This is a genomic window from Dickeya fangzhongdai (assembly GCF_002812485.1).
Classification (GTDB): Bacteria; Pseudomonadota; Gammaproteobacteria; order Enterobacterales; family Enterobacteriaceae; genus Dickeya; species Dickeya fangzhongdai.
In genome coordinates, this window is record NZ_CP025003.1 from 1,249,604 (window position 1) to 1,271,473 (window position 21,870).

Consider the following 21,870-nt stretch of genomic DNA (forward strand, 5'->3'; position numbering starts at 1 on the left):
AAGCGTACCGGCGGTCTGCGGCAGCGGCAGGGGGCCGCGGCTGTCGGGGCGGAAACGTACCGTAGTCCGGGGCGCCATTTTTCATAAATCTGTCATAAAACTGACGCATAATGCACACCGCACGCTAACCGTGACGATTAACGGCAGGATTGATATGGCAAGACGTATTTTGGTGGTGGAAGATGAAGCGCCGATTCGCGAGATGGTGTGCTTCGTGCTGGAACAGAACGGTTATCAGCCGGTTGAGGCTGAGGATTACGACAGCGCCGTTACCCGGCTGGCCGAACCTTATCCTGAACTGGTGCTGCTGGACTGGATGCTGCCCGGCGGGTCCGGTTTGCAGTTTATCAAGCACATGAAACGCGAAGCGCTGACCCGTGATATTCCGGTCATGATGCTGACGGCGCGTGGTGAAGAAGAAGATCGCGTGCGTGGTCTTGAAGTCGGCGCCGACGATTACATCACCAAACCGTTTTCGCCCAAAGAACTGGTGGCGCGCATCAAGGCGGTGATGCGCCGGATTTCGCCGATGGCGGTTGAGGAAGTGATTGAAATGCGCGGGTTGAGCCTGGATCCCTCTTCGCATCGGGTGACCACGGAAGAACACGCGCTGGATATGGGGCCGACGGAGTTCAAGCTGCTGCATTTCTTTATGACGCACCCGGAACGGGTATATAGTCGTGAGCAGTTGCTGAATCACGTATGGGGCACTAACGTTTATGTTGAGGATCGCACTGTGGATGTCCATATCCGCCGCCTGCGCAAGGCGCTGGAAACCAGCGGACACGACAAGATGGTTCAGACCGTTCGGGGAACTGGATACCGTTTCTCAACACGTTATTGATAGCGTGAGTCCCGGAGAAAATCTGACGTGCTAGAACGTTTGTCCTGGAAAAAGCTGGCGCTGGAGCTGGCTTTTTTTTGTTTGCCCGGTCTGCTGCTGGGGCTGATTATCGGCTATCTGCCCTGGTTTCTGCTGGCGTCGGTACTGGCGGCGCTGTGCTGGAACTTCTATAACCAGCTGCGCCTGTCCTACTGGCTGTGGGTTGACCGCAGCATGACCCCGCCGCCCGGCCGCTGGAGCTGGGAGCCGCTGTTTTACGGCCTCTATCAGATGCAACTGCGCAACCGCCGCCGTCGGCGCGAGCTGGCGCTGCTGATTAAACGCTTTCGCAGCGGGGCGGAATCGTTGCCGGATGCGGTGGTCATCACCACCGAAGAGGGCGTCATCATCTGGTGTAACCGGCTGGCTCAGCACCTGCTCAGCTTTCGCTGGCCGGAAGACAACGGTCAGAACATCCTCAACCTGCTGCGTTACCCGGAGTTCACTCAGTACATGCAACAGCAAGACTTCAGCCGCCCGCTGACGCTGATGCTGAAAAATTCCCACCACGTGGAATTCCGGGTGATGCCCTACTCGGAAGGGCAACTGCTGATGGTGGCCCGCGATGTGACCCAGATGCACCAACTGGAAGGCGCGCGCCGCAACTTCTTCGCCAACGTCAGCCACGAGCTGCGCACGCCGTTGACGGTGTTGCAGGGCTATCTGGAGATGATGAACGACGAATCGCTGGATGGCGCGTTGCAGTCTAAGGCATTGCACACCATGCAGGAGCAAACCCGCCGCATGGACGGGTTGGTGCGGCAATTGTTGACGCTGTCGCGCATCGAAGCCGCCGCCGCCATCGATCTTAACGAGAAGGTGGATATCCCGCTGATGCTGCGGGTGCTCAAGCGTGAAGCCGATACCCTGAGTCAGGGGCGTCACGAGATTGTGTTTCGCGTCAACGAGCAACTGCAGGTGTTCGGCAACGAAGAGCAGTTGCGCAGCGCGGTGTCGAATCTGGTGTATAACGCCGTCAACCATACGCCGCAGGGTACCCGCATTGAGGTATGCTGGCAGCAGACGCCGCAGGGCGCGCAGTTCCAGGTCAGCGATAACGGCCCGGGCATCGCCGCCGAACATCTTCCCCGCCTGACCGAGCGTTTTTATCGCGTCGACAAGGCCCGTTCGCGCCAGACCGGCGGCAGCGGGCTAGGGCTGGCGATCGTCAAGCATGCGCTCAGCCACCACGACTCCCGGCTGGAGATCCTCAGCGAAGAGGGCGCCGGCTCCCGCTTCATGTTCACGTTGCCGAACCGGCTGATAGTCCGCTCGGTGCTGAGTCAGAACGCCGCGAATCCACAGCTGTAATGACGGCGGCGGGGCTTGATTGTCTCCGCCGCTGTGCCGAAAATAGCGTGCTCTTGTCTTTCACCCCGATGGAAACCGCACATGATACCCACCCGCCGCCTGCTTGCCTTGCTGTTGTGCCTGTTCGGTCAGGCCGCCGCCGCTGCGCCGCAGGCGATGCTGGCGGGTAACCTGTCCAGCGCCGGCTCCGACACGCTGGCGAACCTGATGACCTTCTGGGCGGCGGATTTCAGCCAGCATTACCCCGGCGTTAACCTGCAGATTCAGGCGGCCGGCTCGTCGTCGGCGCCGACGGCGCTGGCGGCAGGGGCGGCGCAGCTGGGGCCGATGAGCCGGCCGATGAAGAGCAGCGAAATCGAAGCGTTCGAGCAGCATTACGGGTACGCGCCGACGGCGGTGCCGGTGGCGCTGGACGCGCTGGTGGTGCTGGTCAATCAGGATAACCCGATTACCGGGCTGACGGTGCGCCAGCTTGACGCCATCTTTTCCGTGACGCGCCGCTGCGGCGCTGGAAAAACGGTGCAACGTTGGCAGGAACTGGGGCTGAACGGCGTCTGGCGACAACGATCGCTACTGCGTTATGGGCGCAATTCAGCCTCCGGCACCTATGGCTTTTTCAAACAACAGGCGCTGTGCGGCGGCGATTTCCTGCCGCAGGTCAACGAATTGCCCGGTTCAGCCTCGGTAGTGCAGGCGGTGGCGGCGTCGGTCAACGCCATCGGTTACGCCAGCATCGGCTTTCGCGCCAGCGGGGTACGGGTGCTGCCGCTGGCGGCCAGCGACAAAGACGATTACGTGCTGCCGACCGCCGACACCATCCGCAGCGGGCGTTATCCCTATACCCGCTATCTCTACATCTACGTCAATAAAATGCCTGGTAAACCGCTGGAACCGCTGACCGCCGCGTTTCTGGAGCGGGTACTGTCGGCGCCGGGGCAGGCGCTGGTCAGCCAGGATGGTTACCTGCCGCTGCCGGAAATGGCGCGCGAGCAGGCCAGACAACTGCTTGGGCTTGGCGATGCCGTTTCGTCGTCGATGGGTGATCCTGCAATAAACTGATGCCTAAGATGAATTTATTTCACGTGACGTGAAAATTCTTCCATTGTCGCTGAGAAAAACTCATGACAGGATAGCTCCATGTCTAGCCGTCTGGATGGCTATAAAGTTCAGCGGCGTAACTATTTCCTCTAAAAATCAATTCATCTAAAAATCGACTGACTGAAACCGATCCGTTTCGCGTCAGCTGAAGTGCAGGAGCTAAACATGACACAAGCCCTTCCTCCGTTCCGTGCCGATGTGGTCGGCAGTTTGTTGCGTCCGGCTGCCATCAAGCAGGCGCGTTTGCAGTTTCAGGCCGGTGAGATTGATGCGGCAGCGTTGCGCCGCGTCGAAGATCAGGAAATTCAGCGTGCGGTGGAATTGCAGCGCGCGGCGGGTCTGCAACTGGTGACCGACGGCGAGTTTCGTCGCGCCTGGTGGCACTTCGACTTCTTTGACAACCTGAACGGCGTGGAACGTTATGAAGCGGAGCAGGGCATCCAGTTCAACGGCGTGCAGACTAAAGCCCGCGGTGTAAAAGTGACCGGGAAGGTCAGCTTTAATCCGCAGCACCCGATGCTGGACGATTTCCGTTTCCTCAAAAGCGTGGCCGGCGACGCCGTAGCCAAAATGACCATCCCCAGCCCGAGCGTGCTGCATTTCCGCGGCGGCCGTAGCGTAATCGACAGTACCGTTTATCCGGATCTGGCAGACTACTTCGACGATCTGGCGCAGACCTGGCGTGATGCCATCCATGCGTTCTATGACGCGGGCTGCCGTTATCTGCAACTGGACGATACGGTGTGGGCGTATCTGTGCTCCGAAGACCAGAAGCGCCAAATCCGCGAACGCGGTGATGATCCGGATTATCTGCGTCGCACCTATGCGCAGGTGCTGAACAAGGCGCTGGAAGGTAAACCGGCCGATCTGGTGGTGGGCCTGCATGTTTGCCGCGGCAACTTCCGTTCCACCTGGATTTCCGAAGGCGGCTATGAGCCGGTGGCGGAAACCCTGTTTGGCGAAGTGAAAGTGGATGCGTTCTTCCTCGAATATGATACCGAACGGGCGGGCGGGTTCGAACCGTTGCGTTTCATCAAGCCGGGTCACCAGAAGGTGGTGCTGGGCCTGATTACCACCAAGACCGGGACGCTGGAAAATGCGGACGACGTGCAGAAGCGCATTGCCGAAGCGACGCAATATATTGCGCTGGACCAGCTGTGCTTAAGCCCGCAGTGCGGCTTTGCTTCTACCGAAGAGGGCAACACGCTGTCGGAAGCGCAGCAGTGGGACAAACTGAAGCTGGTGGTGGATATCGCCAAACGCGTCTGGTAATCACCGGCGCTGCAAACCAATATGCTTTTTTATAACGCCGGCGCGTATTACCGGCGTTTTTTATTTCTATAAGTTTTTAATATGGATAATTATTGCTCGTTGTCGTAATTTTGAGCTGATTTATCGCGCTACAAACTGTTTTAATGCACAAATCATGTATAGTCTGCCCGTGAAAAGATAAACTGAGATGCTATTTTTTTACAAAATATCAGATTAATGTTCTGGTTTACCGATCGCGTATTGCCTTTTATTGCTATAAACGTTTTACTTAGCCCCCATTAACGCTGTGCAATAAAATCTCACATCCATAATCCTGCACATCGCACGGACGTCTCGCTTTTCGCGTGCGCCGCTTTAGCGCCCGGTTTCTGCCGGCAACACCGTTTTTTACAGACAACAACATTTTTACAGGCAACAACAACATACATATGAGTCATCGTTTAACTTCCAAAGATATCGTGGCATTGGGCTTCATGACCTTTGCTCTGTTTGTCGGCGCCGGAAACATCATTTTCCCGCCGATGGTCGGTCAGCAGGCTGGTGAGCACGTGTGGATCGCCGCGCTCGGTTTCCTGATTACCGCGGTGGGCCTGCCGGTGCTGACGGTGATAGCGTTGGCCCGCGTGGGCGGCGGTATTGATACGCTGAGCAGCCCGATCGGCAAAAAAGCCGGCGTACTGCTGGCGACGGTCTGCTATCTGGCGGTCGGGCCGCTGTTCGCCACGCCGCGTACCGCTACGGTATCGTTCGAAGTCGGGATCGCGCCGCTGGTGGGCGAAGGCGCGTCGCCGCTGTTGATTTACAGCCTGATTTACTTCGCCATTGTGATCGCGATTTCGCTCTATCCCGGCCGTTTGCTGGATACCGTCGGGCATATTCTGGCGCCGGTGAAAATCATCGCGCTGACCGTGCTGGGCATCGCGGCATTGCTATGGCCGGCCGGCTCGCCGGCGCCGACCGCCGAAGCGTACCAGCAGGTGCCGTTTTCCAGCGGTTTCGTCAACGGCTATCTGACCATGGACACGCTGGGCGCGATGGTGTTCGGCATTGTGATTGTCAACGCCGCCCGTTCACGCGGCATCACCGATGCGGCGCTGTTGACCCGCTACACCATTCTGGCTGGGTTGATCGCCGGTCTGGGGCTGACGTTGGTGTACCTGAGCCTGTTCCACCTCGGTTCTTTCAGCGGTTCGCTGGTGCCGAACGCGCAGAATGGCGCCGAGATCCTGCACGCTTATGTGCAATACACCTTCGGTAATATGGGCAGCAGCTTCTTGGCGTTGCTGATTTTTATCGCCTGTATGGTGACCGCGGTAGGGTTGACCTGCGCCTGCGCCGAATTTTTTGCTCAGTACCTGCCGTTGTCCTACCGTGCGTTGGTATTTGTGCTGGGGCTGTTCTCGATGGTGGTGTCCAATCTGGGGCTGAGTCACCTGATTCAGCTGTCGGTGCCGGTGCTGACCGCCATCTATCCGCCGTGTATCGTTCTGGTGCTGTTGAGTTTCACCCGCCGCTGGTGGAATAACAGCACCCACGTCATCGCGCCGGTGATGTTGGTCAGTCTGTTGTTCGGTCTGGTTGACGGCATCAAGTCGTCCGCTTTTCAGCCGTTGCTGCCGGGCTGGATGCAGAGCCTGCCGATGAGCGAGCAAGGGCTGGCCTGGCTGCCGCCGTCGCTGATCATTCTGCTGGTGGTGGCGATTTATGACCGCATCACCGGTCGTCAGGAAGTTACCGCACATTCCTGAGTACGGTTTGACTGATGTTTTTCACCACAGGCGTTTGCCTGTGGTTTTTTCGTTTGTAAAGACAGGGTTGCTCATTTATGGAACAACAATCCAAACCTATGGAACAACAATCCAGACTCAAGCGCGGCTTAAGTACGCGGCATATTCGTTTTATCGCGCTGGGCTCCGCCATCGGCACCGGGCTGTTTTATGGTTCGGCCAGCGCCATCCAGATGGCGGGCCCCAGCGTGTTGCTGGCGTATCTGATTGGCGGCGTGTTCGCCTATATCATTATGCGTGCGCTGGGCGAGATGTCCGTCAACAACCCGCAGGCCAGTTCCTTTTCCCGCTACGCTCGCGATTACCTCGGCCCGCTGGCCGGTTACATCACCGGCTGGACCTACTGCTTTGAAATGCTGATTGTGGCGATTGCCGACGTTACCGCCTTCGGCATCTATATGGGCGTCTGGTTTCCGGCGGTGCCGCATTGGATCTGGGTGTTGAGCGTGGTGCTGATCATCGGCGCCATCAACCTGATGAACGTTAAAGTGTTCGGCGAGCTGGAGTTCTGGCTGTCGTTCTTTAAGGTCGCCACCATTGTGGTGATGATCGTGGCCGGGATCGGCATCATCGTCTGGGGGATCGGCAACGGCGGCGAGCCTACCGGCATCCATAATTTGTGGACCAACGGCGGTTTCTTCAGCAACGGCGTGATGGGGATGATTCTGTCGTTGCAGATGGTGATGTTTGCCTATGGCGGCGTGGAGATTATCGGGATCACCGCCGGCGAAGCCAAAGAGCCGCATAAATCCATTCCGCGCGCCATCAACTCGGTGCCCTGGCGTATTCTGGTGTTCTATGTCGGTACCCTGTTCGTGATCATGTCGATTTATCCGTGGAATCAGGTAGGGACCAGCGGCAGCCCGTTCGTACTGACCTTCCAGCACATGGGCATCACGGCGGCGGCCGGTATCCTTAATTTCGTGGTGATTACCGCTTCGCTCTCCGCCATCAACAGCGACGTGTTCGGCGTCGGCCGCATGCTGCACGGCATGGCGGAGCAGGGGCATGCGCCGCAGGTGTTCAGCCGCCTGTCGCGGCGCGGCACGCCCTGGGTCACGGTGGTGGTGATGGTGCTGGCGCTGCTGGTGGCGGTGTACCTCAACTACATCATGCCGGAGAAGGTGTTTCTGGTGATCGCCTCGCTGGCGACCTTCGCCACCGTCTGGGTGTGGATCATGATTCTGTGCTCGCAGATTGCCTTTCGCCGCAAACTGAGCCGCGAGCAGGCCAAAGCGCTGGCGTTTCCGTTGCCGGGCGGCGCAGCGACCGCGGTGGTCGGCATCGTGTTCCTGGTGTTTATCATCGGCCTGATTGGCTACTTCCCGGATACCCGCATTGCGCTGTACGCCGGCATGGTGTGGATTGCACTGCTGCTGGCGAGTTACGCGCTTCGCCGGCGCGGTAGCTGAGCGTACTGACCTGCATTGCCCGCCGCCGGATGGCGGGCATAAAAAAGCCAGCGGACGAAGCCGCTGGCTGATTACTGATATCGAATACGCCGATTACAGGTTGTTGGCGTTTTCCTTCAGGTATTTTGCAACGCCGTCCGGAGACGCGCCCATACCCGCTTTGCCTTTTTCCCACTGAGCCGGGCATACTTCGCCGTGCTCTTCGTGGAACTGCAGCGCGTCAACCATACGCACCATTTCATCGATGTTACGACCCAGCGGCAGATCGTTCACCACCTGGTGACGCACGATGCCGTTTTTGTCGATCAGGAAAGAACCACGCAGCGCCACGCCGGCTTCCGGATGTTCGATGCCGTAGGCTTTCTGGATTTCGCGTTTAACGTCAGCGACCATCGCGTATTTCACTTCGCCGATACCGCCGTTTTCGACCGGGGTTTTACGCCAGGCGTTGTGCACGAATTCGGAGTCAAAAGACACACCAACCACTTCAACGCCACGCTTCTTGAACTCTTCGTAGCGGTGATCGAACGCGATCAGCTCGGACGGGCATACGAAGGTGAAGTCCATCGGCCAGAAGAAGATCACAGCCGGTTTACCGTTGATGTGCTTTTTCAGATTGAAATTCTCAACGATTTCCCCACTTCCCAGTACGGCAGCGGCAGTGAAGTCGGGGGCAGGACGAGTTACCAGGACCATAATTACTCCTGTAAATAGCTGTTAATGATAGGTGAATGTAATAAACGCCGTAAGTATAGGTACAGCCTGCCGGTGAATAAAGCGAAAGCGACCAATCAATAAGATAGCTTTTGTCTATCGAATCAATTGATAATTCTTTTCACTGACAGATGAACAGCCTGGCGAGCTGTTCCTCGTTTTACCGTGCGGCGTCAGCCGGGCCATCAAGCTGACCTGTTTTTGCCAGATGCATCATACGAGGATAGAACTGCCAGAATAATGTTTCAAATTGATGGTAGTGATGCTCAATATCGCTGAATGAGCCGGAAAGCGCCGCCAGCTTCGGCCGGCGTACCGACATGCGGTGCAGCACGTCGGCGATAAACGGCAGTTCGGCGTAGCGTTCCAGCCAGCGTTCCGGCCACAGATAATGGTTAAGGTTGCGAAAGCGCTCCGGGCTGTCGGCCAGATGGGGCGCGATCTGCTGTTCCGCGTCGGCGACGAAGCGCGTCAACGGTATCGCCGGTTCCAGCTTCGGCCAGTTGCGCGCCAGAAAGTGGTCCCACAGCACATCCAGCGCGATCGGCGCGACCCGGCGATAGTCGGCGCTGAAATGGCGGCAGGCGGTACGCACTTCCGGCAGGCTGTCGGTCAACACATCGACGCGACGGTGCAGACGGATACCGGCGACGATTTCGGGCGGGTACAGACTGTCGGGGTTGCCGCGTACGAAATCCGCCATCAGGTTTCCGGTCAGCGAGCTTTGCGCCAGCGTGGCGAGATGCAGGTGCGCGAGAAAATTCATGGCGTCGGAGCGGTCCCTGAAAGGTGAAGAGGCGTAATCAATGCGGCAAGTATAGAGGAAGGCGACGCTCTGTCCCGCTTATTTCTTGCAGCCGGTCCCGACGGGCTCTAGACTAGGCCGCTTCTTTTGTTCCACTGTGCCGAAAATTAAGTGAATGGTCATGCGTGTTGCCGATTTTTCGTTTGAATTGCCTGAGTCTCTGATTGCCCGTTATCCGCAGGCAAAACGCAGCGGTTGCCGTCTGTTGTCGCTGGATGGCCCCACAGGCGCGCTCACGCACGGCGTCTTTACCGATCTGCTCGATAAATTACAGCCGGGCGATCTGCTGGTGTTCAACAATACCCGGGTGATTCCGGCGCGCCTGTTCGGACGTAAGGCCAGCGGCGGCAAGCTGGAAGTGCTGGTGGAACGAATGCTGGATGACCAGCGTGTGCTGGCGCATGTGCGCGCATCCAAGGCGCCGAAGCCCGGCACCGAACTGCTGCTCGGCGAAGATGAAAGCGTGAAAGCCACCATGCTGGAACGCCATGACGCGCTGTTCGAAATCCGCTTTGACGATACGCGCGATGTGCTGACCATTCTCAATGACATCGGGCATATGCCGCTGCCACCCTATATTGACCGCCCCGATGAGGCGGCGGACCGAGAATTGTACCAGACGGTGTATAGCCAGCGCCCCGGCGCGGTGGCGGCGCCGACCGCCGGTTTGCATTTCGACGAGCCGCTGCTGGCTGCGCTGAAAGAAAAAGGCGTGGAAATGGCCTTCGTTACCCTGCATGTCGGCGCCGGCACGTTCCAGCCGGTGCGGGTGGAGTCCATCGAAGATCACATCATGCACGCCGAGTATGCCGAGGTGCCGCAGGCGGTGGTGGATGCGGTGCTGGCCTGCAAAGCGCGCGGCAATCGCGTTATTGCGGTCGGCACTACCTCGGTACGTTCGCTGGAAAGCGCGGCTCAGGCCAGTACCGGGGAGGCTATCGCGCCGTTTTTCGGCGATACCCGTATCTTTATCTATCCCGGTTACCATTATCGGGTGGTGGATGCGCTGGTGACCAATTTCCACCTGCCGGAATCGACGCTGATTATGCTGGTTTCCGCATTCGCCGGTTACCGCCACACCATGACCGCTTACCGGCAGGCAGTGACTGAGCAATACCGCTTTTTCAGTTACGGAGATGCGATGTTCATCACCCGTAATCCGTCGGCGGAACAGGAGCAGGTGGGGTAGTCCGCCGTCGATTCATTTTCATGTTTCATACCGCAGGCCAGGTTCTGTGGGTATATCAATAACGTCATCAGACTGTTTTCTGATGCTGGAGGTTAAGTGAAGTACGAACTGTTGCAAACGGACGGCCGCGCGCGTCGCGGTCGTCTGGTTTTTGATCGTGGTATGGTGGAAACCCCGGCGTTTATGCCGGTCGGCACCTACGGCACCGTTAAAGGAATGACGCCGGAAGAAGTTAAAGACACCGGCGCTCAGATCATTCTGGGCAACACCTTCCACCTGTGGCTGCGTCCGGGGCAGGAAATCATGAAACGGCACGGCGATCTGCATGATTTTATGCAGTGGCATGGTCCGATCCTGACCGATTCCGGCGGTTTTCAGGTCTTTAGCCTGGGGGATATCCGCAAGATCACCGAGGAAGGCGTGCACTTCCGCAACCCGATCAACGGCGACGCTATTTTCCTTAGCCCGGAAAAATCCATGGAAATTCAGTACGATCTCGGTTCCGATATCGTGATGATTTTCGATGAGTGCACCCCTTACCCGGCAGACTGGGACTACGCTAAGCGATCGATGGAAATGTCGCTGCGTTGGGCGAAGCGCAGTCGTCAGCGTTTTGATGAATTAAGCAACAAAAACGCGCTGTTCGGCATCGTTCAGGGTAGTGTTTACGAAGATTTACGTGATGTGTCGGTAAAAGGGCTGGTGGACATCGGCTTTGATGGTTACGCTGTGGGCGGCCTTGCGGTCGGCGAGCCGAAGGCCGATATGCACCGCATTCTGGAGCATGTCTGCCCGCAATTGCCGACGGATAAACCCCGCTATTTGATGGGGGTGGGTAAACCGGAAGATTTGGTGGAAGGGGTACGCCGCGGCATCGACATGTTTGATTGCGTGATGCCGACCCGCAACGCCCGTAACGGCCACCTGTTCGTCACGGACGGCGTAGTCAAGATTCGTAACGCCAAGCACAAAGATGACACCGGACCGCTGGATGAACACTGTGATTGCTACACGTGTCGCAATTATAGCCGCGCCTACTTGCACCATCTGGACCGTTGTAACGAAATACTTGGCGCGCGCCTCAATACCATCCACAACCTGCGCTATTATCAGCGCCTGATGGCGGGTTTACGTCAGGCTATCGAGGACGGTAGATTAGAGAGCTTTGTGACCGAGTTTTACCAGCGCATCGGTAAACCGGTTCCGCCGTTAGTCGACAACGCGGCGGGAAATGACCATGAAGGTCATGCGCCGCAGTAAGCACGTTTGCGTGGCATGAACGTTTTACAGATAACTTTTCGTCTTGATAATTTTTTGTTTTGATAACTTTTCGTGTTGATAACTGTTGTTTTGATAACTAAAGAGGACATTTAAATGAGTTTTTTCATTTCCGACGCAGTGGCAGCAACCGCAGGTGCTCCGGCTCAGGGAAGCCCGTACTCTCTGGTGATTATGCTGGCCGTGTTCGGTCTGATTTTTTACTTCATGATCCTGCGCCCTCAGCAAAAACGTGCTAAGGAACACAAAAAGTTGATGGATTCGATCAGCAAAGGCGACGAAGTGCTGACCAACGGCGGCCTGGTGGGTCGTGTGACCAAAGTGGCTGATAATGGATTTATCACCATCGCCCTGAACGATACCAACGAAGTCGTGATCAAGCGTGACTACGTGACGTCCGTACTGCCGAAGGGTACCATGAAGGCCCTGTAATTTTTCGACTTTCCCGAAGGGAACTACCGTGTTAAACCGCTATCCTCTGTGGAAGTACCTGATGCTGATCGTGGCGATCGTCATTGGTCTGCTCTACGCACTTCCTAACCTGTATGGTGAGGATCCGGCAATTCAGGTCACTGGCGCGCGAGGAACCGCCGCCAGTGAATCTACGCTGGTCCAGATCCAGAATGTTTTGAAAGAACAAAATGTCGCCAGCAAGTCTATTGCGCTGGAAAACGGTGCCATTCTCGCGCGCTTCTCCACGCCGGACGTACAGCTCCGCGCTCGTGAAGTTTTGCTGACCGCGCTGGGCGAGAAGTATGTGGTTGCGCTCAACCTGGCGCCCGCTACCCCTACCTGGCTGAGAATGCTGGGGGCGGAACCGATGAAACTGGGTCTTGACCTGCGTGGCGGCGTGCACTTCCTGATGGAAGTGGATATGGACACCGCGTTAGGCAAGCTGCAGGAGCAGACGATGGATTCCCTGCGCAGCGATCTGCGCGAGAAAGGCATCCAGTATGCTTCTGTTCGCAAGTCAGACAATTATGGCGTGGACATTCTGTTCCGCGACGGCCAACTGCGTGACGACGCGGTCAATTACCTGACCTCCCGTCATCGCGATCTGGTGATCAATGCCAGCGGCAGCGATACGCTGCGTGCGGTCATGAGCGATGCCCGTCTGCGTGAAGCCCGCGAATATGCGGTGCAGCAGAACATCAACATCCTGCGCAATCGCGTCAACCAGCTCGGCGTAGCCGAACCGCTGGTGCAGCGTCAGGGCGCCGACCGCATCGTGGTGGAACTGCCGGGGATTCAGGATACCGCGCGCGCCAAAGAAATTCTGGGTGCGACCGCTACGCTGGAGTTCCGTCTGGTCAACAGCAATGTCGATCCAGCCGCGCTGAGCAGCGGCCGCGTGCCGGGCGACACCGAAGTGATGAATATGCGTGATGGCGGACCGGTGGCGCTGTACAAGCGCGTGATTCTGACCGGCGACCACATTACCGACTCCACCTCCGGCAACGATGAATACAACCGTCCGCAGGTAAATATCTCGCTGGACAGCGCCGGCGGCAACATGATGTCCAACTTCACCAAGGACAACATCGGCAAACCGATGGCGACCCTGTTCGTGGAGTATAAGGACAGCGGTAAGAAAGATGCCAACGGCCGCGCGATTCTGGAAAAACAGGAAGAGGTGATTAACGTCGCCACTATCCAGTCCCGTCTGGGCAATAGCTTCCGTATTACCGGCATCAACAACCCGAACGAAGCCCGTCAGCTGTCACTGCTGCTGCGTGCCGGCGCGCTGATTGCGCCGATTCAGATTGTGGAAGAACGCACCATCGGCCCAACCCTCGGTATGCAGAATATTACCCAGGGGCTGGAAGCCTGTCTGGCTGGCCTGGCCGTGTCGATCCTGTTCATGATCATCTTCTACAAGAAGTTCGGCATGATTGCGACGTCGGCTCTGCTGTCGAACCTGGTGCTGGTGGTCGGCATTATGTCGCTGTTGCCGGGGGCCACGCTGACCATGCCGGGGATCGCGGGTATCGTGTTAACCCTTGCGGTTGCGGTGGACGCCAACGTACTGATTAACGAGCGTATCAAAGAAGAGCTAAGCAACGGACGTTCCGTTCAGCAGGCGATCGACGAAGGTTACCGGGGCGCGTTCAGTTCCATCTTCGATGCGAACGTCACGACGCTGATTAAGGTCATTATCCTGTATGCGATCGGTACCGGCTCGATTAAAGGATTTGCGATTACGACCGGTATCGGCGTGGCGACGTCCATGTTTACTGCGATCGTGGGTACCCGTGCCATCGTAAACCTGTTGTACGGCGGCAAACGCATCAAAAAGCTGTCTATCTGAGGAGTGCGTTGTGGCACAGGAATATACTGTTGAACAATTGAACTACGGCCGTAAAGTTTATGACTTTATGCGCTGGGACTACTGGGCCTTCGGCTTCTCCGGTTTGCTGCTGGTGCTGTCTATCGTCGTGATGGGCGTGCGCGGCTTCAACTGGGGGCTGGATTTTACCGGCGGCACGGTTATCGAAATTTCGCTGGAAAAATCCGTGGATCTGGAGCAGATGCGCGGGGCGCTGGAGAAAGCCGGCTTTGCCGATCCGTTGGTGCAGAACTTCGGCAGCAGCCGCGACATTATGGTGCGTATGCCGCCTGCTCAAGGTGAAACCGGCGGTCAGGTGCTGGGCAGCAAGGTTGTCAGCGTGATCAACGAAGCAACCAGCCAGAATGCAGCGGTTAAACGCATCGAGTTCGTCGGGCCGAGCGTGGGCGCGGATCTGGCGCAGACCGGCGCCATGGCATTGCTGGCGGCGTTAATCTGTATTTTGGTTTACGTCGGCTTCCGTTTTGAATGGCGTCTGGCTGCGGGTGTGGTTATCGCGCTGGCGCACGACGTTATCATCACCATGGGCGTGCTGTCGCTGTTCTCTGTTGAAATCGACCTGACTATTGTGGCGTCGCTGATGTCGGTCATCGGCTACTCGCTGAACGACAGCATCGTGGTTTCTGACCGTATTCGTGAAAACTTCCGCAAGATCCGCCGCGGTACGCCTTACGAGATTTTCAACGTGTCGTTGACCCAAACGCTGCACCGGACCTTGATCACGTCGGGGACGACGTTAGTGGTTATCCTGATGTTGTATCTGTTCGGCGGCGCGATGCTGCAGGGGTTCTCGCTGACGATGCTGATCGGTATCACCATCGGTACGGCATCCTCTATCTATGTGGCATCCGCTCTGGCGCTCAAGCTGGGTATGAAGCGCGAGCATATGCTGGTGCAGAAAGTGGAAAAAGAAGGCGCGGACCAGCCGTCGTTGCTGCCGTAACCGCTTTTTCACTGCCCGGAATTGCAAACACAAACCCCGCCATTCGGCGGGGTTTTCTTATGGTCGACGCTGGGGGCCGATTCAGGGTTGTCACTGACTCGGTTCGCTGCGACGCAGCGTAGGGTCCGCCGCCACATCATGCACCCGCACGAAACCGAGCTGCTCCGGCGTCAGGCCGGAAAGCCGCACCTCTACCGTGATTTCCGAGACCGGCGTCAGCGTTGGCGGGATAGTCAGCCACTGAGTCTGCGTGTCGCCGGTTAACGGCTTACCGCTGACCGGGTCAAGCGCTCCCCAGTCAAGTTGCGCGCGGAAGGCCGTTAACGTCAGCGTGTTCATGGTGCGGATAGTCAGCAAAGCGCGCGTGCCGTTGGCTTCCGGCTCAACCTTGCTGAGTTCCAGACTTAACTTGCCGATGCTGCTGTCGAGCAATGCCCGATTGTAGGCGGCAGGCAGCAAATAAACGCCGGAGGTGGAGTTGGCGTTTAACGTATTCTGCTGTTCCAGCGCCACGGCGCGGTTGGTGAGGTCGCGCAGTTTCTGGTTAATCTGACCAAGTTCGTTCTGTACGCGGGTGGTTTGCGGCTGCGCACATCCGGCGAGCAGCACCATGACGGATAATATCGGGATAACGCGGCGGTGAAAAATCATATCCTGTTTCTCCCTAAGCCCTTGGCGGGTCATTTCATTATTCGATTTAATATCAGTGTATACCCAAAATAATTCGAGTTGCAGGAAGGCGGCAATCGAACGAATCCCCAGGAGCTTACACAAGTAAGTGACTGGGGTGAGTGAGAGCAGCCAACGCACCTGCAACTTGAAGTATGACGGGTATAGACGTGATTTGTTGTCTCTTATAGTGAATGACGTTTTGGGAAAAAAGGTAAGCAGAACAGGCTGAATCAAGAGAGGAAATCAGGGCGCAGCGGTAATCAGCCGCTGCGCCGGTTGTTGTTATTGCCAGCCGTAGCGGCGGGCAAAGAAGCCTTTCATCGCCTGAGTGAGCAGCAGATAACCGCTCAGGATCGCCAGCAGCCACGGGAAGTAGCTTAATGGCAGCGCCTGCAGCTGCAGGAAGCCGGCCAGCGGCGAGAACACCAGCCCGATGCCGGTCGCCATGATTAACAACGTCATCACCATCACCGGCCAGGACGGACGGCTCTGGATGAACGGGATGCGGCGGGTACGGATCATGTGCACAATCAGCGTTTGCGACAACAGTCCTTCAATAAACCAGCCGGACTGGAACAGCGTCTGAGAATCCAGCGTGTTGGCGTGGAAGAACCACCACATCAGCGAGAACGTCAGAACGTCGAAAATAGAGCTGATCGGGCCGAAGAACACCATAAACCGCCCGAGATCGCCGGCATTCCAGCGCTGCGGTTTTTTGACCTGATCGTCGTCCACATTGTCGAACGGGATGGCGATCTGCGAAATATCGTACATCAGGTTCTGGATCAACAGGTGCAGCGGCAGCATCGGCAGAAACGGCAGGAAAGCGCTGGCGATCAGCACGCTGAAGACGTTGCCGAAGTTGGAACTGGCGGTCATCTTGATGTATTTCAGCATGTTGACGAAGGTGCGTCGGCCTTCGATGACGCCTTCTTCCAGCACCATCAGGCTTTTTTCCAGCAGGATAATATCTGCCGCCTCGCGGGCGATATCCACCGCCGAATCCACCGAAATACCGATATCTGCCGCCCGCAGCGCCGGCGCGTCATTGATGCCGTCGCCCATGAAACCGACCACGTGGCCTTCCGAACGCAGCAGGCGCACAATCCGCTCTTTGTGCAGCGGCGTCAGGCGGGCAAACAGCGTGGTGTCGCGGGCTGCGTGCGCCAGTTGGTCATCGCTTAAGGCGTCGACGTCGCGGCCGGTCAGGACGCCGGTCAGTTCAATATCCACTTCACGGCACACCTTGGCGGCTACCAGTTCGCTGTCGCCGGTGAGGATTTTCACCGTCACGCCGTGGTCTTTCAGCGCCTTCAGCGCAGGCGCGGTGCTCTCTTTCGGCGGATCGAGAAAAGCGATATAGCCTTCCAGAATCAGGTCGGATTCATCCACCCGGCCGTAATCCTGACGATCGGCGGGCATTACTTTGCTGGCGACTGCCACTACGCGCAGTCCCTGACGGTTAAGGTCATCCGTTAAATGGCGGATGCGCGACAACAGGGGCGCATCCAGCGGCAACAGTTGCTCGCCGTGACGCACCCGAGCGCAGGCGCCAAGGGTTTCTTCCAGCGCGCCTTTACAGATCAGCCAGTGCTCGTCATCGTTTTCCGCCACCACCACCGACATGCGGCGGCGCTCAAAATCAAACGGGATTTCGTCCACTTTGCGCCAGCGGGACAAGGCGACCTGTTGTTCCTGCGGCGGGATTCCCTCCAGCACCGCCTGATCCAGCAAATTGCGCAACCCGGTCTGGTAGGCGCTGTTCAGCCAGGCGTGGCGCAGCACCCGCTGGCTGGCGTTGCCAAACGCATCGGTATGGCATTCCAGCACGATCTTATCCTGCGTCAGCGTGCCGGTCTTGTCGGTACACAGGATATCCATAGCGCCGAAGTTCTGGATGGCATCCAGGCGTTTGACGATGACTTTTTGACGCGACAGTTTGACTGCGCCTTTAGCCAGCGTCGAGGTGACGATCATCGGCAGCATTTCCGGCGTCAGACCGACGGCGACCGACAGGGCGAACAGCGCGGCTTCCCACCAGTCGCCTTTGGTGTAGCCATTGATAAGCAACACAATCGGCGTCATCACCAGCATGAAACGGATCAGCAGCCAGCTGACGCGACTGATGCCTTGCTGGAAGGCGTTTGCTTCGCCGGGCTGCTGCACCACGCGGCCGGCCAACTGGCCGAACCAGGTATTGCCGCCGGTGGCAATCACCATCGCCAGCGCGGTGCCGCTGACCACGTTGGTGCCCATAAAGCAGAGCGTGTCGCATTCCAGCGCCGCCGCTTGCTCGCTCTGGCGGCTGTGCGCCACTTTTTCCACCGGCAGCGATTCGCCGGTCAGCGATGCCTGGCTGATGAACAGATCACGGGCCTGCAGGATACGCAGGTCGGCCGGGATCATGTCGCCCGCCGCCAGTTTGACGATATCGCCCGGCACCAGTTGATCCAATGGAATGTCCTGATAGTCGCTGTAACCGGTCTGGGTATCGCTGCGCAGCACGGTCACCTTGTTGCTGACCATCGCTTTCAGCGCATCGGCGGCTTTGCCGGAACGCGCTTCCTGAATGAAATTAAGCAGGGTGGAAATCAGCACCATCAGCGCGATGACCAGCGCGGCGGTCAGGTCTTCCGTGGCGTAAGAAATCAGGCCCAGCAATGTCAGCAGCAGGTTGAACGGGTTGCGATAGCAACGCCATAAGTGTCGCCACCAGGGCGCTGCTTGCTCGCCGGGAATCCGGTTATCGCCGTGGCGCACCCGCGCCTGCTCGGCTTCAGCCGGCAGCAACCCTTCAGGATGGCTATTGAATTCCTGATACAGGCTGGTTTCGTCAAGACGCGCCAGACGCAGACAACGCGACGCCATAGCGTCGCTCATGGCCTGACCGACGGTCGCTTTTCCGTCCGGCATGGGATCGCGCTGGAACAGACGACGCGGCAAATGATGACCGAGCTGTGAGAGCCATTGCTGTGTGAGTCGAATTAAACGCATACAAATATCTCCCTGCCGCAGCCAGAGAAGGGCTGCGGCCTGATAACACGCAGAGGCAACCCATCCGCGTGTGGCTTATAACGCAATCAGCAGGGACGATCGGGGCGTCGCTGCCTTGCCTGTAGTAACCGGCAAGGCAGCGTAAAAGCTGACTTACCGGTGAATGACGCTTTGTCCTGGGTGAGGATTAGGGTCAGGTCCCATTGAGGGGGTCTCCGGTAGTGAAACAATGCGAAACCGGGGCGGTTTCCGTTTGATTGTCTGGGCATGCTAAACGGCGGTGGCAATCCACGTGTCGTTTGCAAACAGTATGACCAGAATGCGGCGCTACTTTAGCGTAAGTCACTTCAATCGAACCTAAACCGCGATAAGGTCGGCGGGAAAAAAACGCGTCATGTCGGGATTTGGGTTATAGGCGAAATTCGGGGTAAACTAGGCCAAGGTTATAAGGCTATGGTCTGGAAACGTTATGCATTGTCCTTTTTGTGCCGCAGTGGATACCAAAGTGATTGATTCCCGTCTGGTGGGGGAAGGTTCTCAGGTTCGTCGTCGTCGGCAGTGTCTGGTGTGCAACGAGCGCTTTACCACCTTTGAAGTGGCGGAACTGGTGATGCCGCGCGTCATCAAGAGTAATGATGTGCGCGAGCCGTTCAATGAGGACAAACTGCGCAGCGGTATGCTGAAGGCGTTGGAGAAACGTCCGGTCAGCTCTGACGACGTGGAAATGGCCATCACTCACATCAAATCTCAGTTGCGCGCGACCGGCGAGCGGGAAGTGACCGCCAAAATGGTGGGCAATCTGGTGATGGATGCGCTGAGAAAGCTCGACAAGGTGGCCTACATCCGTTTTGCGTCGGTGTACCGCAGTTTCGAGGATATCCGCGAGTTTGGCGAAGAGATCGCCCGTCTGCAGGATTAACAGCGCGTTGGTTTTTTTTTACGCATCGCGCGCTCCCTATATGGCTCTGAATCCAGGATACGCACAGGATGGCTACACACGCTGATGAATTTTACATGGCCCGCGCGCTGGAGCTTGCTCGCCGCGGGCGCTTCACGACGGCGCCGAACCCGAACGTCGGGTGCGTGATCGTCAGAGATGACGAGATCGTGGGGGAAGGGTATCACCAGAAAGCGGGTGAGCCGCATGCGGAAGTGCATGCGCTGCGCATGGCGGGCGACAAAGCGCGCGGCGCCACCGCCTATGTGACGCTTGAGCCGTGCAGTCATCACGGCCGCACGCCTCCGTGCGCCGATGCGTTGATCGCAGCCGGTGTGGCGCGGGTAGTGGCGGCGATGCAGGACCCGAATCCGCAGGTGGCTGGTCGCGGTCTGCACCGTCTGCAACAGGCCGGCATCGAGGTGCGGCACAGTGTGATGATGGAACAGGCGGAAAAAATTAACCGGGGCTTTCTGAAACGGATGCGCACCGGTTTCCCTTACGTGCAGCTTAAACTCGGCGCCTCGCTGGATGGCCGTACGGCGATGGCGTCCGGCGAAAGCCAGTGGATCACGTCGCCGCAGTCCCGCCAGGATGTGCAGCGTTTTCGGGCGCAGAGTTCGGCGATCCTCAGCAGCAGCGCCACCGTGCTGGCGGATGACCCGTCGCTGACCGTGCGCTGGTCGGAACTGGATGCGGATACCCAGCGGCTTTACCCTGAAAACGCCGTGCGCCAGCCGGTGCGCGTCATTGTCGACAGCCAGTCGCGCGTGACCCCGCAGCATCGTCTGGTCAGCCAGCCGGGACAAACCTGGCTGGCGCGTCCGCGTCAGGATGGTCAGTCATGGCCGGACGGCGTGGAGCAACTGGATATGCCGCTGCACGGCGGCGGCATTGATTTGGTCGCCCTGATGATGTCGCTGGGCAAACGTCAGATCAATACGGTGTGGGTGGAAGCGGGCCCTCGTCTGGCCGGCGCATTGTTGCAGGCCGGCGTGGTGGATGAGCTGATCGTCTATCTCGCGCCCAGATTGCTGGGGGAAGTGGCCCGGCCGCTGTGCGTGCTGCCGGGGCTGGAGCAGCTGTCGCAGGCGCCCGCGTTTGCTATGACGGATCTCTGTCAGGTGGGGCCGGATATCCGCCTGACGCTGAAGCCTCAATAACACATCCCTGCGCGTGTCATGCGATGGATAGCCGCCACTGGGTCAAAAGCGGATACGCGCCCGGAAGAATATGATAGAATCCGCCCCCCTGCGGGGTCGTAAAACAGTCAAAGGAAAGCTATGAACATTATTGAAGGTGTTGTTGCCGCTCCGAATGCCCGCGTGGCGATTGCTATTGCCCGTTTCAATCACTTCATCAATGACAGCCTGCTGGAAGGCGCGCTGGACGCTCTCAAGCGTATCGGCCAGGTGAAAGAAGAAAACGTCACCGTCGTGTGGGTGCCGGGCGCCTATGAATTGCCGCTGACCGTGCGTGCGCTGGCCAACAGCCAGAAATATGACGCCGTAGTGGCGCTGGGTACGGTGATCCGCGGCGGTACCGCGCATTTTGAATTTGTTGCCGGCGAATGCAGCTCCGGTCTGTCTCACGTCGCGATGAACAGCGACATTCCGGTCGCCTTCGGTGTGCTGACTACGGAAAGTATCGAGCAGGCCATTGAGCGCGCCGGCACCAAAGCGGGGAACAAAGGGGCGGAAGCCGCTCTGACCGCGCTTGAAATGATCAATGTATTACACTCAATCAAGTCAGCCTGATTTATTTTGTAAGGGGTATTCCGTGAAACCTGCTGCTCGTCGCCGCGCTCGTGAATGTGCGGTTCAAGCGCTTTATTCCTGGCAGTTGTCCAAAAACGATATTGCCGATGTTGAACTCCAGTTCCTGAGCGAGCAGGATGTCAAAGGCGTGGACATCGCCTATTTCCGCGAGTTGCTGGCGGGCGTTGCCACCCAGGCGGAAAAGCTGGATGCCCAGATGGCGCCGTACCTTTCCCGTCAGTTGGACGAACTCGGGCAGGTGGAGAGAGCCATTCTGCGTCTGGCGGTGTATGAGCTCAGCAAACGCGAGGATGTGCCTTACAAGGTTGCCATCAACGAAGCGATTGAGCTGGCTAAAGTGTTTGGCGCCGAAGACAGCCACAAGTTCGTGAACGGTGTGCTGGACAAAGCCGGGCCTCACCTGCGGCCGGGTAAAAGATAAGTCAGTCAGGGCCGGTTTTCCGGCCTTGG

At 57.8% G+C, this 21,870-nt stretch carries 19 protein-coding genes; 15 read left to right on the forward strand and 4 right to left on the reverse strand.

Annotated elements, in window-relative coordinates:
- Positions 1–154: 154 nt before the first annotated feature.
- From phoB to proY, 6 genes are all read left to right on the forward strand, one after another.
- Positions 155–844: a phosphate response regulator transcription factor PhoB gene (phoB, locus tag CVE23_RS05785; protein ID WP_012770778.1), complete on the forward strand. Its 690-nt coding sequence runs from the start codon at positions 155–157 to the stop codon at positions 842–844.
- 27 nt (positions 845–871) lie between these two features.
- On the forward strand, positions 872–2,194 hold the full coding sequence (phoR, locus tag CVE23_RS05790) for a phosphate regulon sensor histidine kinase PhoR (protein ID WP_049842511.1): 1,323 nt from the start codon (positions 872–874) through the stop codon (positions 2,192–2,194).
- Positions 2,195–2,275: 81 nt separating this feature from the next.
- Positions 2,276–3,253 (forward strand): PstS family phosphate ABC transporter substrate-binding protein, encoded by a 978-nt coding sequence (locus CVE23_RS05795; RefSeq protein WP_038918150.1) that lies wholly within the window; start codon positions 2,276–2,278, stop codon positions 3,251–3,253.
- Positions 3,254–3,457: 204 nt separating this feature from the next.
- Positions 3,458–4,564: a cobalamin-independent methionine synthase II family protein gene (locus CVE23_RS05800; RefSeq protein WP_038918151.1), complete on the forward strand. Its 1,107-nt coding sequence runs from the start codon at positions 3,458–3,460 to the stop codon at positions 4,562–4,564.
- 428 nt (positions 4,565–4,992) lie between these two features.
- Positions 4,993–6,312 carry a branched-chain amino acid transport system II carrier protein gene (gene brnQ, locus CVE23_RS05805; RefSeq protein WP_038918152.1) on the forward strand — a complete coding sequence of 440 codons (1,320 nt, stop codon included), beginning with the start codon at positions 4,993–4,995 and terminating at the stop codon, positions 6,310–6,312.
- 98 nt (positions 6,313–6,410) lie between these two features.
- Positions 6,411–7,763: a proline-specific permease ProY gene (proY, locus tag CVE23_RS05810; protein WP_038920839.1), complete on the forward strand. Its 1,353-nt coding sequence runs from the start codon at positions 6,411–6,413 to the stop codon at positions 7,761–7,763.
- A gap of 93 nt (positions 7,764–7,856) precedes the next feature.
- Here proY and CVE23_RS05815 read toward each other — a convergent pair whose 3' ends face one another.
- Both CVE23_RS05815 and CVE23_RS05820 read right to left on the reverse strand, forming a co-directional pair.
- Entirely contained in the window at positions 7,857–8,459 is a 603-nt protein-coding gene (locus CVE23_RS05815; protein ID WP_038661321.1) for a peroxiredoxin C, read from the reverse strand.
- Between the two features lie 178 nt (positions 8,460–8,637).
- Positions 8,638–9,243 carry an acyl carrier protein phosphodiesterase gene (locus tag CVE23_RS05820; RefSeq protein WP_049854117.1) on the reverse strand — a complete coding sequence of 202 codons (606 nt, stop codon included), beginning with the start codon at positions 9,241–9,243 and terminating at the stop codon, positions 8,638–8,640.
- 160 nt (positions 9,244–9,403) lie between these two features.
- Between CVE23_RS05820 and queA the strand changes: the two genes are divergently transcribed.
- From queA to secF, 5 genes are all read left to right on the forward strand, one after another.
- Entirely contained in the window at positions 9,404–10,471 is a 1,068-nt protein-coding gene (queA, locus tag CVE23_RS05825; protein ID WP_100850416.1) for a tRNA preQ1(34) S-adenosylmethionine ribosyltransferase-isomerase QueA, read from the forward strand.
- Positions 10,472–10,567: 96 nt separating this feature from the next.
- Positions 10,568–11,731 carry a tRNA guanosine(34) transglycosylase Tgt gene (gene tgt / locus CVE23_RS05830; RefSeq protein WP_038918156.1) on the forward strand — a complete coding sequence of 388 codons (1,164 nt, stop codon included), beginning with the start codon at positions 10,568–10,570 and terminating at the stop codon, positions 11,729–11,731.
- Between the two features lie 114 nt (positions 11,732–11,845).
- Complete coding sequence (yajC, locus tag CVE23_RS05835) at positions 11,846–12,181, forward strand: preprotein translocase subunit YajC (protein ID WP_012770768.1); 336 nt, start codon at positions 11,846–11,848, stop codon at positions 12,179–12,181.
- Positions 12,182–12,209: 28 nt separating this feature from the next.
- Positions 12,210–14,057: a protein translocase subunit SecD gene (secD, locus tag CVE23_RS05840; RefSeq protein ID WP_071605171.1), complete on the forward strand. Its 1,848-nt coding sequence runs from the start codon at positions 12,210–12,212 to the stop codon at positions 14,055–14,057.
- A 10-nt stretch (positions 14,058–14,067) separates the two neighbouring features.
- On the forward strand, positions 14,068–15,039 hold the full coding sequence (gene secF, locus CVE23_RS05845) for a protein translocase subunit SecF (protein ID WP_038918160.1): 972 nt from the start codon (positions 14,068–14,070) through the stop codon (positions 15,037–15,039).
- Between the two features lie 90 nt (positions 15,040–15,129).
- Here the strand turns inward: secF and CVE23_RS05850 are convergent, their stop codons facing one another.
- On the reverse strand, positions 15,130–15,690 hold the full coding sequence (locus tag CVE23_RS05850; protein WP_100849097.1) for a SadB/YajI family lipoprotein: 561 nt from the start codon (positions 15,688–15,690) through the stop codon (positions 15,130–15,132).
- Between the two features lie 303 nt (positions 15,691–15,993).
- Positions 15,994–18,705, reverse strand: a complete 2,712-nt coding sequence (mgtA, locus tag CVE23_RS05860) for a magnesium-translocating P-type ATPase (protein WP_049854119.1) — start codon at positions 18,703–18,705, stop codon at positions 15,994–15,996.
- 469 nt (positions 18,706–19,174) lie between these two features.
- Between mgtA and nrdR the strand changes: the two genes are divergently transcribed.
- The 4 genes from nrdR to nusB all read left to right on the forward strand — a co-directional run bounded on the left by nrdR (position 19,175) and on the right by nusB (position 21,841).
- Positions 19,175–19,624, forward strand: coding sequence for a transcriptional regulator NrdR (nrdR, locus tag CVE23_RS05865; RefSeq protein ID WP_012883737.1), 450 nt, complete (start codon positions 19,175–19,177; stop codon positions 19,622–19,624).
- A 68-nt stretch (positions 19,625–19,692) separates the two neighbouring features.
- On the forward strand, positions 19,693–20,805 hold the full coding sequence (gene ribD / locus CVE23_RS05870) for a bifunctional diaminohydroxyphosphoribosylaminopyrimidine deaminase/5-amino-6-(5-phosphoribosylamino)uracil reductase RibD (RefSeq protein ID WP_100849099.1): 1,113 nt from the start codon (positions 19,693–19,695) through the stop codon (positions 20,803–20,805).
- Between the two features lie 120 nt (positions 20,806–20,925).
- Positions 20,926–21,399 carry a 6,7-dimethyl-8-ribityllumazine synthase gene (gene ribH, locus CVE23_RS05875; protein ID WP_016941767.1) on the forward strand — a complete coding sequence of 158 codons (474 nt, stop codon included), beginning with the start codon at positions 20,926–20,928 and terminating at the stop codon, positions 21,397–21,399.
- Between the two features lie 22 nt (positions 21,400–21,421).
- Positions 21,422–21,841 (forward strand): transcription antitermination factor NusB, encoded by a 420-nt coding sequence (gene nusB, locus CVE23_RS05880; protein WP_038918165.1) that lies wholly within the window; start codon positions 21,422–21,424, stop codon positions 21,839–21,841.
- Positions 21,842–21,870: the final 29 nt, after the last annotated feature.

Excerpts from the sequence above, each read along its gene's own strand:
- queA (WP_100850416.1), top strand. The coding sequence starts at position 9,404 with ATGCGTGTTGCCGATTTTTCGTTTGAATTGCCTGAGTCTCTGATTGCC.
- yajC (WP_012770768.1), top strand. The coding sequence starts at position 11,846 with ATGAGTTTTTTCATTTCCGACGCAGTGGCAGCAACCGCAGGTGCTCCG.
- ribD (WP_100849099.1), top strand. The coding sequence starts at position 19,693 with ATGGCTACACACGCTGATGAATTTTACATGGCCCGCGCGCTGGAGCTT.
- CVE23_RS05850 (WP_100849097.1), bottom strand. The coding sequence starts at position 15,690 with ATGATTTTTCACCGCCGCGTTATCCCGATATTATCCGTCATGGTGCTG.
- CVE23_RS05820 (WP_049854117.1), bottom strand. The coding sequence starts at position 9,243 with ATGAATTTTCTCGCGCACCTGCATCTCGCCACGCTGGCGCAAAGCTCG.
- proY (WP_038920839.1), top strand. The coding sequence starts at position 6,411 with ATGGAACAACAATCCAGACTCAAGCGCGGCTTAAGTACGCGGCATATT.
- CVE23_RS05800 (WP_038918151.1), top strand. The coding sequence starts at position 3,458 with ATGACACAAGCCCTTCCTCCGTTCCGTGCCGATGTGGTCGGCAGTTTG.
- phoB (WP_012770778.1), top strand. The coding sequence starts at position 155 with ATGGCAAGACGTATTTTGGTGGTGGAAGATGAAGCGCCGATTCGCGAG.
- ribH (WP_016941767.1), top strand. The coding sequence starts at position 20,926 with ATGAACATTATTGAAGGTGTTGTTGCCGCTCCGAATGCCCGCGTGGCG.
- mgtA (WP_049854119.1), bottom strand. The coding sequence starts at position 18,705 with ATGCGTTTAATTCGACTCACACAGCAATGGCTCTCACAGCTCGGTCAT.
- nrdR (WP_012883737.1), top strand. The coding sequence starts at position 19,175 with ATGCATTGTCCTTTTTGTGCCGCAGTGGATACCAAAGTGATTGATTCC.
- CVE23_RS05795 (WP_038918150.1), top strand. The coding sequence starts at position 2,276 with ATGATACCCACCCGCCGCCTGCTTGCCTTGCTGTTGTGCCTGTTCGGT.
- brnQ (WP_038918152.1), top strand. The coding sequence starts at position 4,993 with ATGAGTCATCGTTTAACTTCCAAAGATATCGTGGCATTGGGCTTCATG.
- CVE23_RS05815 (WP_038661321.1), bottom strand. The coding sequence starts at position 8,459 with ATGGTCCTGGTAACTCGTCCTGCCCCCGACTTCACTGCCGCTGCCGTA.